The 13687-nt window shown below is 70.8% G+C and carries 10 protein-coding genes; 7 read left to right on the top strand and 3 right to left on the bottom strand.

What is annotated here, in order from left to right; genetic code table 11:
• The first annotated feature begins 208 nt into the window (after positions 1 to 208).
• The 6 genes from RS82_RS01355 (at position 209) to RS82_RS01330 (ending at position 10482) form a co-directional block, all read left to right on the top strand.
• Positions 209 to 1192, top strand: a complete 984-nt coding sequence (locus RS82_RS01355; RefSeq protein WP_045296397.1) for an aldo/keto reductase — start codon at positions 209 to 211, stop codon at positions 1190 to 1192.
• Positions 1193 to 1329: 137 nt separating this feature from the next.
• On the top strand, positions 1330 to 3063 hold the full coding sequence (locus tag RS82_RS01350; RefSeq protein ID WP_045296395.1) for an ABC transporter ATP-binding protein: 1734 nt from the start codon (positions 1330 to 1332) through the stop codon (positions 3061 to 3063).
• Positions 3060 to 5105, top strand: coding sequence for an ABC transporter ATP-binding protein (locus RS82_RS01345; protein WP_084695391.1), 2046 nt, complete (start codon positions 3060 to 3062; stop codon positions 5103 to 5105). The genes RS82_RS01350 and RS82_RS01345 overlap by 4 nt, the downstream gene beginning before the upstream one ends.
• Positions 5106 to 5169: 64 nt before the next feature.
• On the top strand, positions 5170 to 5967 hold the full coding sequence (locus tag RS82_RS01340; RefSeq protein ID WP_045296393.1) for a PP2C family protein-serine/threonine phosphatase: 798 nt from the start codon (positions 5170 to 5172) through the stop codon (positions 5965 to 5967).
• 66 nt (positions 5968 to 6033) lie between these two features.
• Positions 6034 to 8850: an FtsK/SpoIIIE domain-containing protein gene (locus tag RS82_RS01335; RefSeq protein ID WP_045296391.1), complete on the top strand. Its 2817-nt coding sequence runs from the start codon at positions 6034 to 6036 to the stop codon at positions 8848 to 8850.
• Positions 8851 to 8916: 66 nt separating this feature from the next.
• The gene (locus tag RS82_RS01330; protein ID WP_045296389.1) at positions 8917 to 10482 is read left to right on the top strand and encodes an APC family permease; all 1566 of its coding nucleotides are present in this window, start codon (positions 8917 to 8919) and stop codon (positions 10480 to 10482) included.
• Positions 10483 to 10500: 18 nt separating this feature from the next.
• On the opposite strand, the gene RS82_RS01325 is transcribed toward RS82_RS01330, so the two are convergent.
• From RS82_RS01325 to RS82_RS01315, 3 genes are all read right to left on the bottom strand, one after another.
• Entirely contained in the window at positions 10501 to 10881 is a 381-nt protein-coding gene (locus RS82_RS01325) for a DUF5655 domain-containing protein (protein ID WP_245619482.1), read from the bottom strand.
• 103 nt (positions 10882 to 10984) lie between these two features.
• Positions 10985 to 12100, bottom strand: coding sequence for an alanine dehydrogenase (gene ald, locus RS82_RS01320; RefSeq protein WP_045296385.1), 1116 nt, complete (start codon positions 12098 to 12100; stop codon positions 10985 to 10987).
• Positions 12101 to 12156: 56 nt separating this feature from the next.
• Positions 12157 to 13146, bottom strand: coding sequence for an asparaginase (locus RS82_RS01315; protein ID WP_045296383.1), 990 nt, complete (start codon positions 13144 to 13146; stop codon positions 12157 to 12159).
• 52 nt (positions 13147 to 13198) lie between these two features.
• Here RS82_RS01315 and RS82_RS01310 point away from each other — a divergent pair, with 52 nt between their 5' ends.
• Positions 13199 to 13681 carry an OsmC family protein gene (locus RS82_RS01310; RefSeq protein WP_045296407.1) on the top strand — a complete coding sequence of 161 codons (483 nt, stop codon included), beginning with the start codon at positions 13199 to 13201 and terminating at the stop codon, positions 13679 to 13681.
• Positions 13682 to 13687: the final 6 nt, after the last annotated feature.

Raw genomic sequence — 13687 nt, 5'->3', positions numbered from 1 at the left:
GTCGCCGGCGACGCCGCCGCCTGCCGCCGAGCCGCCGGCGACAGAGCCGCCCACCGCGGAGCCGCCGGCGACAGAGCCGCCCACCGCGGAGCCGCCGGCGCCCGAGGCGCCCAAGCCGTAATCGAATCGACAGCCCCTCGCCCGACGGCGAGGGGCTGTCGCTTCGGCCGCGGGTGGAGGCATCCGCATCCGGGGATAGCGTGGAGGCATGACCTCGACTGTTCCCCTGCGCCGTGTCGGCGCGTCCGGCCTGCTCGTCTCCGCCGTCGGCCTCGGCTGCAACAACTTCGGTCGCCCCGGCACCCGCACCGAGACGCTCGAGGGCACGAGGAAGGTGCTCGACGCGGCGATCGACGCCGGCGTGACGTTCCTCGACACCGCCGACATGTACGGCGGCGACCCTGGGCAGTCCGAGACGCTCATGGGTGAGGCGCTCGAGGGCCGGCGCGACCAGGTCATCCTCGCGACCAAGTTCGGGCATCCCGGTCGCGACATGGGCTACCCGGCGTCGGGTGCGAAGGGCTCGCGGTCGTACATCCGGCGGGCGGTCGAAGCATCCCTCACCCGCCTCAGGACCGAGTGGATCGACCTCTACCAGCTCCACGTGCCAGACAACGACACGCCGATGGAGGAGACGCTCGACGCGCTCGGCGACCTCGTCCGCGAGGGCAAGGTGCGCTACATCGGGCACACGAACTTCTCGGGCTGGCAGGTCGCAGAGGGCCACTTCACCGCGCTCATGCGCCATGGCGTGCCGTTCGTCTCGGCGCAGAACGAGTACAGCCTGCTCGCACGCGGGGCCGAGCGGAACGTGCTGCGGGCAGTCGAGCGCTACGGTCTCGGCTTCTTCCCGTACTTCCCGCTCCACAACGGGCTGCTCACCGGCAAGTTCACGCGGGATGCCGCGCCCGCCGACACCCGCATCATCCGGCAGCGCCGCCACATCTACGACGATGCGCCGTGGGATGCGCTCGAGGGGTATCAGGCGTTCTGCGACGAGCGCGGCGTCACGATGCTCGAGGCGACCTTCGGGTGGCTGCTGTCGCGTCCGGCCCTGTCGAGTGTCATCGCCGGCGCCACCACTCCCGAGCAGGTCCGGGCGAACGCGGCGGCGGCTTCGGTGTGGACGCCGACGGCCGCGGACCTCGCGGCGATCGACGTGCTGTTCCCCCCGCCGGAGGCTGCCGCCTGACGCCTCGACGCATCGCGTCGGGCGAGTTCGCCGACGGCGTAGGCGCCGGACTTTCGGCGGCGCGCACGCGGGCGTAGCGTCGCTATCCGTGCGCGGTCCGTGCGAACGGATGACTCCGCGCGCCGGAAAGGACCGTCGTGCTCGGAAAGCTCCTGGTGCGGTATCTGAGTCCCGCGTGGCCGCTCATCGTGGCGGTGGTCGTCTTCCAGCTCGCACAGTCGATCGCGTCGCTGTGGTTGCCGACCCTCAACGCCGACATCATCGACAACGGCGTCGTCACCGGTGACATCCCGTACATCTGGTCGACCGGCGGCGTGATGCTGATCGTGAGCCTCGTGCAGGTGGTGTGCGCGATCGTCGCGGTGTACTTCGGGTCGCGCCTCGCGATGGGCATGGGACGGGACCTGCGCGGCGACCTGTTCCATCGTGTGGTCGCGTTCTCCCAGCGGGAGGTCGGTCAGTTCGGCGCTCCGTCGCTCATCACCCGCAACACCAACGACGTGCAGCAGGTGCAGATGCTGGTGCAGGTGTCGGCGACGCTCATGATCTCGGCGCCGATGCTCGCGATCGGCGGCGTGATCATGGCGATCAGCCAGGACGTCGGCCTGTCGTGGCTGATGGCGGTGGCGATCCCGGTGCTGCTCATCATCGTCGGTCTCATCGTGTGGCGCATGGTGCCGGCGTTCACGCAGATGCAGAAGCGCATCGACCGCGTGAACCAGATCATGCGCGAGCAGCTGAGCGGCATCCGCGTCGTGCGGGCGTTCGTGCGCGAGCGCCAGGAGCGCGCCCGCTTCGAGGCCGCCAGCGAGGACGTGAAGGCGACGGGGCTGCGCGCCGGCAACCTGATGGCCCTGATGTTCCCCGCCGTGATGCTGGTCATGAACGTCTCGAGCGTCGCGGTCATCTGGTTCGGCGCCTTCCAGGTGCAGAACAACGGCGTGCAGATCGGCACCCTGTTCGCGTTCCTCACCTACCTGATGCAGATCCTCATGGGCGTCATGATGGCGACCTTCATGTTCGTGATGATCCCGCGCGCCGCGGTGTGTGCGAACCGCATCGGCGAGGTCCTCGAGACCGATCCGTCGGTGTCGGCGCCCGAAACGGCGGCGTCGGCTCCCGCCCCGACCGGGCGCATCGAGTTCGACCACGTCGACTTCGCCTATCCGGGCGCCGAGGACGCGGTGCTGCACGACGTGACGTTCACGGTCGAGCCCGGGACGACGACGGCGGTCATCGGCTCGACCGGCTCGGGCAAGACCACGCTCGTCAGCCTCGTGCCGCGCCTGTTCGACGTGACCGCCGGCAGTGTGCGCGTCGACGGCGTCGACGTGCGCGACTACGACCCCGACGAGCTCTGGACGCGTGTCGGACTCGTCCCGCAGCGCGCCTTCCTGTTCTCGGGCACGATCGCGTCGAATCTGCGCTACGGCGACCACGATGCCACCGACGAGCAGCTGTGGACCGCGCTCGAGCTCGCCCAGGCCGCCGACTTCGTGCGTGCCATGTCCGAAGGGCTCGAGGCGCCGATCGCGCAGGGCGGCACGAACGTGTCGGGCGGGCAGCGCCAACGCCTCGCGATCGCGCGGGCGCTCGTGAAACGCCCCGAGTCGTACATCTTCGACGACTCGTTCTCGGCACTGGATCTGAGGACGGATGCTGCGCTCCGCCGCGCGCTCGATACGCATCTGCCCGACGCGACCAGGCTCGTCGTCGCGCAGCGCGTGTCGACGATCCAGCACGCCGACCAGATCCTCGTGCTCGATCACGGGCGCATCGTCGGGGCCGGCACGCACGACGAACTCGTCGAGACCAATGAGACGTACCGCGAGATCGTGGAATCCCAGCTCGCGGCGGAGGCGGCGGCATGAGCGGCCCGGGGCGCGCTGCGCAGCGCATGCCGATCGGCCGCGGTCCGATGGGCCAGGCGACGGGCGGCGAGAAGGCCCGGAACTTCGGTCCGAGCGCGAAGCGCCTGCTCGCGACCCTGCGCTCGGATACGCCGCTGCTCGTCGTGGTGCTCGTGTTCAGCATCCTGTCGGTCACACTCTCGGTGATAGGCCCGAAGCTCCTCGGCGAGGGCACCAACATCGTGTTCGCCGGCTTCATCTCGCTGCAGATGCCCGCCGGGGCCACCAAGCAGCAGGTGATCGATCAGCTGGTCGCGTCGGGCAACCAGGACCAGGCGAACATGATCGCCGCGATGGACTTCGTGCCCGGCGCCGGCATCGACTTCGACCAGCTCGCGCGGATCCTGACCCTGGTGCTGCTCGTCTACGTGTTCTCGAGCCTGTTCGGGTGGCTGCAGGCCCGCATCCTCAACGGCGTGGTGCAGCGCGCGATGCATCGCCTCCGCCTGCAGGTCGAGGACAAGGTGCACCGGCTGCCGTTGTCGTACTTCGACCGCGTGCAGCGCGGCGAGCTTCTCAGCCGCGTCACGAACGACGTCGACAACATCGGCCAGACGATGCAGCAGACGCTGTCGCAGGTCGTCATCTCGCTGTTGACCGTGATCGGCGTGCTCACGATGATGTTCATCATCTCGCCGCTGCTGGCGGTCATCGCGCTCGTGACGATCCCGCTCACGATCGTCATCACCGTGCTGGTGGCCAGGCGCTCGCAGAAGCTCTTCGTGCAGCAGTGGAAGACGACGGGCGTCCTCAACGCCCGCGTCGAGGAGACGTTCTCCGGCCACTCGGTGGTGAAGGTGTTCGGCCATCAGAAGGAGGTCGAGGCCGACTTCCGCGCCGAGAACGAGGAGCTGTACCGCTCGAGCTTCGGGGCGCAGTTCCTCTCCGGCGTGATCATGCCCGCCATGATGTTCATCGGCAACCTCGTGTACGTCGCGATCGCCGTCGTCGGCGGACTGCAGGTGGCCGCGGGGCTCATGTCGATCGGCGACGTGCAGGCGTTCATCCAGTACTCGCGCCAGTTCACGCAGCCGCTCAGCCAGCTGGGATCCATGGCGAACCTGCTGCAGTCCGGCGTCGCCAGCGCGGAGCGCGTCTTCGAGCTGCTCGACGAGGAGGAGCAGACGCCCGACGACGACCCCGCCCTGACGGCGCCGGACTCGGCGAGCCACCTCGAGTTCGAGGACGTCTCGTTCCGGTACACCGAGGACAAGCCGCTGATCGACTCGTTGACGCTCGCCGCGCGGCCCGGCAGCACGGTAGCTATCGTCGGGCCGACCGGCGCCGGCAAGACGACGCTCGTGAACCTCATCATGCGGTTCTACGACGTGGACGCCGGCCGCATCGTGCTGGACGGCGTCGACACCCGCCGCATGACGCGCGACGATCTCCGCGCGCGAACCGGGATGGTGCTGCAGGACACGTGGCTGTTCGCAGGCACGATCCGCGAGAACATCGCGTACGGACGACCGGAGGCGTCCGAGGAGGAGATCGTCGCCGCGGCGACGGCGGCCTACGTCGACCGCTTCGTGCACGCGCTGCCCGACGGCTACGACACGATGCTCGACGACGAGGCCACCAACCTCAGCGTGGGCGAGCGTCAGCTCGTGACGATCGCCCGGGCGTTCCTCGCCGATCCGCGCATCCTCATCCTGGACGAGGCGACCTCGTCGGTGGACACCCGCACCGAGCTGCTCATCCAGCGCGCGATGTCGCGGCTGCGCGAGGACCGGACGGCGTTCGTGATCGCGCACCGGCTGTCGACGATCCGGGATGCCGATCTCATCCTCGTCATGGAGAACGGTGCGATCGTCGAGCAGGGATCGCACAACCAGCTGCTCGCGCAGAAGGGTTCGTACGGACGCCTCTACAACGCCCAGTTCGAGGGCGCGGCCGAGGAGGAAGAGGCGGTCGAAGTGCCGACCGTGCCATTGCCGCCGCCGCCCACGACCGCGCAGATCGTCGTCGAAGCGCTCGCCGAGTCCGAGGACGCCGTCGAGTAACCCACTAGTATGTGAGGACGCCGGGGCGAAGGGTTCCGGCGTATTCCGACGGGGAGGACAGGGCGTGCCCGAAGTTTCCACCCAGTCTCTCGCCGTCCCGGTTCCCGGTGGCGTGCTCGAGCTCTCCTGGGCAGCCGTGACCGACACCGGACGACGTCGCGAGGTGAACCAGGATGCGATGTTCGCGGCGTACCCGCTGTTCGTCGTCGCCGACGGCATGGGCGGGCATGTCGGGGGCGAGATCGCGAGCGCCAGCGCGATCGAGCGACTCCGCGCCGTCGCCGACAGCGGCACGGTGACGCCGAAGACCATCGAGAAGGCGCTCGCGCGCGCCGTCAAGGACATCGCGTCGCACCCGGAGGCGACGGACGACGGCACGGGCACGACGGTGACCGGCGTGTTCCTCGACACCTCGGGGGACGCCGCCCACTGGGTCACGCTGAACATCGGCGACTCGCGCGTGTATCTGGTGCGCGATGGCGCGATCGTGCAGATCACCACCGACCACTCGGTCGTGCAGGAACTCGTCGCGGCAGGGCGACTGAGTCCCGAAGAGGCCGAGAGCCACCCCTACGGCAACGTCATCACCCGTGCCGTGGGGCCGAGCGAAGGCGTCACTCCCGACTACGTGCGGCTGGACGCCCTCGACGGCGACCGCTTCGTCATCTGCTCCGACGGGCTGACCAAGGAGCTCACCGACTACGGCATCCGCCACTTCCTCGAGGAGAACGCCGACGCGGGCGACGCGGCATCCGCCATGCTCGAGGCGGCGCTCGAGAACGGCGGCCGTGACAACATCACCATCATCGTCCTGGACGTGGGTCGCCCGGCCGACGCCGATTCCTCCCCAACCGAGGACTGACCGCCGAGATCCACAGATCCGGCTTTCCCGGATCTGTGGCGAGCCGGCCCGCGCTGAAGTGGGCGCATGCGCTCACCCGTTCCTTCGACGTTCTCGACCGGTGGCGTTCTCGACGATGAGCCGCTCGCCCTCCCGGCGGCGTGGGTTCCTCCTCCGCGCGCCCCGCTGCCGCTCGTGGCCGCGATCGTCCCCGTGGTCGGCGCCGTCGCGCTCTGGCTCGTCACCGGCTCGCTCTTCTCCCTCTGGTTCGCACTCCTCGGACCGCTGATCGCGGCGGCGACCATGCTCGACGCGCGCCGCGCCGCCCGCCGGGACGGGCGACACGCCGCGGCCGACGCGGTGCGCGCCCGCGACGAGGTCGCCTCGGCCGTGGCGGCGCGTCACGAGAGCGAGCGGGCGCTGCTGTGGGCGCGGCATCCCGATGTCGCGCGCCTGGTCACCCGCGAAGGGGAGATCTGGCGCGGCGGCCGCGACGCGTGCCTCGTGGTCGGCGAGGGCGAGCGTGCGAGCGTCGTCCGCGTGACCGGAGGAGACGGGGACCCGGATGCTGCGGACCTGCGTCGCCGCGCGGCTCGCGTCGCGGGGGCGCCGGTGACGCTCCCTCTCGCCGCGGGCGTGGTGATCGTGGGCGGCGAAACCCTCGCCGCCGCCGTCCAGCGGGCGCTCGTCCTGCAGGCGTGCCTCGCCTTCGCGCCGGACGAGCTGCGCGTCGGCCCGCCGCTCGGGCGCGGTCTCGACTGGGTGGAGGCGCTGCCGCACCGTGACGGCCAGGGCGGATCGCTGCTGGCAGTCGTCGGTCCTGGCGAGCTGGTCCCCGCGGACGCCGATCTCGTCATCGCGCGCGGCCGCCCCGGCGAGCCGCTGCCGCCGAGGTGCCAGGCGGTGCTCGCGATCTCCTCACCCGGCGTCGCCCGGCTCGAGCACGCCGGCGGGGCCGTCCCGGTCAGCGTCGAGGCGGTGGCCCGGGGTCAGGCGGAGGAGATCGCCGCCGAACTCTCCGCTCGCGCCGCGCACAGCCTGGGACTGCGGCGCGGGACGCCGGAGCCGATCGCCCTGTCGCCGCTCCTGGCCGCGGTGCCGGCCACGGTGGGCGGGCTGCCCGCGGTCCTCGGTGCGAGCCGAGGCGAGCCGGTGCTCGTCGACCTCGTCGCCGACGGACCTCACGCCGTCGTCGCGGGAGTCACCGGGGCCGGCAAGAGCGAGCTGCTGATCACCTGGATCCTCGCGCTGTGCGCCACCCGCTCCGCAGACGAGGTGACGTTCCTGCTGGCGGACTTCAAGGGCGGCACCGCGTTCGACGGCCTCGCCGGGGTTCCCCATGTCAGCGGGGTCATCACCGACCTCGACGGTGCGGGCGCCCGTCGCGCCATCGAGAGCCTGCGGGCCGAGCTGCGCCGACGCGAGGCGGCGATCGCCGCGGCCGGCGCCCGTGACATCGCCGACCCGCGGGTGCGGCTGCCGCGCCTCGTGGTGGTGGTCGACGAGTTCGCCGCTCTGCTGGGCGATCACCCCGAACTGCATGGCCTGTTCGCCGATCTCGCGGCCCGCGGCAGGGCCCTCGGCATCCATCTCATCCTCGGCACCCAGCGAGCGGCGGGGGTGATCCGCGACAACCTGCTGGCGAACTGCCCGCTGCGGATCAGCCTGCGCGTGACCGATGCGGCCGACAGCCGGGCGCTGCTCGGCACGGAGGATGCCGCTCGCCTTCCCGGCGGGATCGCCGGCCGCGGGACGGCGTTCGTCCGTCGCGCCGGCGATCCGAGTCCGCAGCAGCTGCGCATCGCGCTGTCCGGCCCCGACGATGTGGCGGCGGCCGCGCTCAAGATCGGGCAGCGTGCGCCCAGTCGGCCCTGGCTGCCCGAGCTGCCGAGGCTGCTGACCCTCGACGATCTCGTGGATCGCTGCGCAGCGCAGCGGGATGCACCACCCGTCGGCGCCGTGCTCCTCGGGCTGGCCGACGAGCCCGAGCGCCAGCGGCAGCCGGTGGCGTTCCTGGGCGCGTCCGACCGCGGGCTGCTGGTGCTCGGCGGGCCGGCGTCCGGGGTGTCGAATGCGCTCGACCTCGTCGAAGCCCAGCTGCCTGGGGCGGCGGTGCGGCTGCCGACCCACCCGGAGCGGCTCTGGGACGCCGTCGCCGCGCTGCACGAGGAGCTGCCGCGCCCCGGCTCGGCGGTGCTCGTGGACGACCTCGACGTGGTCGCACTGCGGCTGCCCCCCGAGTACGCGCAGATCGTCACGGAGCGGATCGAGGGGATCGTCCGCCGGGCGGCCGATGCCGGAGTGCTGATGGTGGTGGGAGCGCACCGGCTGACCGGTCCCGTGTCGCGCGTCGCCGAGCTCTTCCCCCGACGCCTCATGCTGCCCTACGCCACCCGTGTCGATCATGCTTCCGCCGGGGGCGATCCTTCGGCGTTCGATCCGGCCGCGCCCGCCGGGCGGGGGCGACTCGACAGGCGGACGCTCCAGCTCGCGACGGCGCCGTTCGCGTTCCGCGAGCCGATCGAGCCCGAGGCGCCGTGGATCCCCTCCGCCGCGCTCACCGGAGTCGTGGCTCGGCGCTCGCCGGCCGGGCGACGGGCGCTCGCCGACTGGGAGGAGCGCGGTGTGCGGGTGCTCGGCCTGGAAGCCTACATGGCGGATCCCGGGGTCGCCGCCACGGGACGCGTGGTCGTCGTCGGCGAACCCGATGACTGGCAGCGACAGTGGCGCCTCCTCGCCGATGTGCGCGGCGACCACGACCTGGTGATCGACGCATCGTGCGCGTCGGAGCTCCGCGTCCTCACGGGATTCCGCGGTGTACCGCCGTACTGCGAGCCCGGTGCCGCGCGCGCGTGGCTCATCTCCGCCGGAGCCGATCCCGTGCGCATTGTCCTCCCGTCGTGAGATGTCCGGCCTGACCGTCGGGCAGGTGTCTTGACCCGTGCTTCTCGCACGCCATAGCGTCGCCATGTGGCTACATCCCCGATCGACCTGCACCGCCCCGAGGGCAAAGGACTCGCCGCGGGCACGCTGGGGCTGTGGGGTTCCACCGTCATCGGCCTCGCGTCGACCGCGCCCGTGTACTCACTGGTGGCGACCCTCGGGTTCGTCGTGCTGGCGGTCGGGGCGCAGGCGCCCATCGCGTTCGTCATCGCGTTCATCCCGATGCTCTTCATCGCCTTCGCCTATCGCGAACTCAACAACGACGTCCCCGACTGCGGCACCACCTTCACGTGGGGCACCAAGGCCTTCGGGCCATGGGTCGGCTGGATGGGCGGATGGGGCGTCGCCGTCGCCGGCATGGTCGTGCTGGCGAACCTCGCGCAGATCGCCGGAATCTACTTCTGGGCGCTCGTGGACGGCATCGCGGGCAACCCGGAGGATGCACTGCTCGCCGACAACGTCCCGCTCGTGACCGCGACGGGTGTGGTGTTCATCGCAGCGATGACGTGGGTGAGCTGGAGGGGGGTCGAGATCGGCGAGCGCATCCAGAACGTGCTGCTGGCGATCCAGTACCTCGCCCTTGCGATCTTCGTGGTGGCCGCGCTCTGGCAGTTCTTCGCAGGCACGGCGCCGGACCCTACGCCGTTCGACTGGTCGTGGTTCAACCCGTTCGCGTTCACCGAATGGAGCGGGTTCGTCGAGGCTGTGCTGCTCGCGCTCTTCATCTACTGGGGCTGGGACACGTGCCTCGCCCTCAACGAGGAGACCAAGGATCCCAAGCGCATCCCGGGTCGTGCGGCCCTGCTGACGACGGTCATCCTGCTCTTCACCTATGTCGGCGTGACGGTGGCCGCGATGATGTACGCCGGCCTCGGCGAGACGGGGACGGGTCTCGGCAACGAGGCGAACGCGGACGACTTCTTCCTCGCGATCAAGGACGGCCTGCTCGGGCCTCTCGGCTGGGTGCTCGTGGTCGCGGTGATGATCTCGGCGATCTCGTCGACGCAGACCACGATCCTGCCGACGGCGCGCGGCACGCTCTCGATGGCCGCCTACAAGGCGCTGCCCCGCCGGTTCGCCACGGTGCACCCGCGGTACAAGACGCCGTCGTTCTCGACGCTCGTCATGGGCGTCGTCGCGATCGTCTACTACGTCGGCATGACCTTGATCAGCGACAACATCCTGCAGGACTCCATCCTGTCCCTCGGGCTCGCGATCGCCTTCTACTACGCCATCACCGGCTACGCCTGCGTGTGGTACTTCCGGCGGGAGCTGTTCAACAGCGCGAGGAACTTCTTCTACCGGTTCCTCTTCCCGCTGCTGGGGTCGCTGATGCTGACGTACGCCTTCGTGCAGTCGGCCATCGACATGTACGACGTGGACTACGGGTACACCGTCCTGCTCGGCATCGGCGGCACGTTCGTCCTGGGCATCGGCTCGCTCGCGTTCGGCGTGCTGCTCATGGTGCTGTGGTTCCTGTTCCCCCGGGCGAAGGCGTTCTTCCGGGGCGAGAGCCTCAATCGCGACACCCCGGTGCTCGTCCCCGAGGACCCGGCAGACTTCGCCCGGTCGATCGACGGCGGGCTCGTCTGAGCCGGGGCGCCACGGCCCTCACGGACCGAGGTGCGCCCCGCAGCCGACGTCGTACGCCTCGCGCAGCCAGGCCGCGACGTGCTCGTCGAACTCGCCCTCGTCGGCGAGGCGGAACTGATGGACGAAAAGGCGTCGGCCGTACGGCGACGCGCTGAGCACGCGGGGGTCGGGCGGAAGCTCGCGCATGAGATCGAAGTAACCGCGAACCCCTGCACGCCACGGCCTGACGCCGGCGAAGCCGCGGCGCGGACCCTTGAACGTGATCGTCGTCTTCGCGACCGAGTGCGTCACCGGCCCGAACGACCGGATCAGCCCGTCGATGCGGTGCCACAGCTCGACCGCGGCGGGGTCCGCATCCCTGAGATGATCGTCCACCGTCCACACGTGCGCGTCCGTCACCACTCCAGTCTCGGCCAGGGCGCCGACACGCGCACCGCAGCAGACAGTCGGAAGCCCCCGACTCCCGAAGGAGTCCGGGGCTTCCTCCACCCCGCGAGCGCCGTCAGACCAGGGCGGCCTCCAGCGGAGCGAGCTCGAAGTCGTGCGCCGTCGCCACGCCCGCGTTGACCACGCGGCCGCCGACGGTGTTGAGACCGGCCGCTAGCGCGGCATCCGCTCGAAGGGCTTCCTTCCAGCCGCGACGCGCGATCTGGCGGATGTAGGGGAGCGTGGCGTTGGTGAGCGCCGAGGTCGATGTGTTGGGCACCGCGCCCGGCATGTTCGCGACGCAGTAGAAGATGCTGCCGTGCACAGGGAAGGTCGGATCGGCGTGCGTGGTGGGGTGGGTGTCCTCGAAGCAGCCGCCCTGGTCCACGGCGATGTCGACGAGCACGGAGCCCGGCCGCATGCGCGAGACCATGTCGTTGGTGACGAGCTTCGGCGCCTTGGCCCCCGGGATCAGCACGGAGCCGATGACGAGATCCGAGGCGGTGACCGCGCGATCGAGGTCGAGCGGGTTCGACGCGGCGGTCTTGACCCGGCCCTGGAAGTGGTCGTCGAGGTAGCGCAGCCGCTGCACGTTGGTGTCGAAGACGGTGACGTCAGCGCCCATGCCCACCGCGATCACCGCGGCGTTGGCGCCGGCGACGCCGCCGCCGATGACGGTGACCGTGGCCGGCCGCGTGCCCGGCACCCCTGACATGAGCAGGCCGAGACCTCCGGCGGATCGCATCAGCGTCGCCGCTCCGACCGTCGGGGCGAGACGCCCGGCGACCTCGCTCATGGGCGCCAGCAGCGGGAGGCCGCCGCCGGCCAGCTGGACGGTCTCGTAGGCGATCGCGGTGACGCCGTCGGCGACGAGGCGTTCGGTGAGCGGGCGGTCGGCCGCGAGGTGCAGGTAGGTGAACAGCACGAGGTCGTCGCGGAAGTAGCCGTACTCGCTCGCGATCGGCTCCTTGACCTTGAGGAGCAGTTCGGCGCGCGCCCACACCTCGGCGGCATCGTCGAGCAGCACCGCCCCCGCGTCCTCGTACTCGGCATCCGGCATCGACGAGCCTGCGCCTGCGCCGCGCTGCACGAGCACCTCATGGCCGGAGGCGACCAGGTCGTGCACGCCCGCGGGAGTGAGGGCGACCCGATACTCGTTGTTCTTCACCTCGGTGGGGACGCTGATCCGCATCGTGTGATCCTTTCCGCTCCGCCGTTGGAGCGCTCGGGCTCCTCGTGGGAGCGCCTCTAGAAGGCGGGGCGGATGGCCCCGACATCCTGTCCGCCGCCGGTGACGGCCAGCGGAAGCCTCGACATCGTGTCGGCGACGTCCGCCGACGCCAGCGCGCCGTGCCGCTCGAGCAGGCGCAGTGCGACGGCGGTGGCCGCGCGGCCGCTGCCGTCCAGCATCTTGAGCGTCACCGTCGTGCCGTTCGGGGCGACCATCACCATGACGCCTTCGGCGCCGCCCTTGGCGAACACGCCCAGCCGCTCGATGGCGAGCGTGTCGGCGCGGCCGGGACCGTCGATCGTCCACGGGTCGGCGCGCACCGCGTCGACGAGTGCGCCGGCGCTGCGGTGCAGTGCGAAGGGTGACGTCGTCGAGGAGTTGCCGATCCGGTGGATCGCACGCGCGAGACCGAAGAGGGTCATCGCGTAGACCGGGGCGCCGCAGCCGTCCACGGCGGTCGCGGCGACCTTCTCGCCGATCAGGCGTTCGACGGTCTCACGGACGAGGATCTGCACCGGATGATCCGGCGCGAGGTAGCTCTCGGGGTCCCAGCCGTTCAGGACGCTGGTGAGGAGCATCGTGGCGTGCTTGCCGGAGCAGTTCATCCGGATCCGCGACGGCTGTCCCAGTTCACGCACCAGCTCGTCGCGGGTCGCCGCGTCGCCGGGCCATGCGGCCGGGCATCCGAGTGCGTCCTCACCGAGCTCGGCGAGGGCCAGGATGTCGCGGACCACGGCGACATGACGGTCGGTGCCGGAGTGGCTCGCAGTCGCAAGGCCCAGTCGCTCACCCTCGAGAGGCGCGCCCGCCGACAGGCACGCGAGCGCCTGCAGCGGCTTGAGGCTGGAGCGGGGGAGGATCAGTGCCGACGGATCACCGAGCCTCTCGGCGATGGTCCCGTCGGCGGCGAGCACGATGGCGATGCCGGCGTGGCGCGACTCGACGAAACCGCTGCGTTCGACGACGGCGAGCTCGACGGCGTCGGTCGCGGCGAAGGTCTGCGGCACCCCGACAGCCTACCGCCGGAGGGGCCCTGCGCCCGCATGACAGACTGTGCTCATGTGGGGCGAGCATCGATACTCCGTCCGGACGACGTGGACCGGTGATCGCGGCACCGGCACGTCGGGCTACCGGGCCTACGACCGGGCGACGACCATCGAGATCGACGGCAAGCCGGCGCTGCTCGCCTCCTCCGACAAGCCCTTCCGGGGTGACCCGTCGCGCTGGAACCCCGAGGACATGCTGCTGGCGTCGCTCAGCGAATGCCACCTGCTGTCATATCTCCACGCGTGCGTGCAGGCAGGGGTGGTGGTCGTCGGCTACGAGGACGAGGCATCGGGTCTCATGGTGGAGGACGGACGCGGCGGGGGCGCCTTCCGGGAGGTCGTGCTGCGGCCGCGCGTGACCGTCGCGGACGCGTCGATGACGGATGCCGCGACCGCCGCGCACGCGCAGGCGAACCAGTGGTGCTTCATCGCGAACTCGGTGAACTTCCCGGTGCGCCACGAGCCCACGATCCTGGTCGCTTCACCCGGTCGCTGAGCGAGC

Source organism: Microbacterium trichothecenolyticum (assembly GCF_000956465.1).
GTDB classification, from domain to species: domain Bacteria; phylum Actinomycetota; class Actinomycetes; order Actinomycetales; family Microbacteriaceae; genus Microbacterium; species Microbacterium trichothecenolyticum.
The sequence above is the reverse complement of the archived record's forward strand: the minus strand, read 5'-3'. Positions and strand labels throughout refer to the sequence as shown.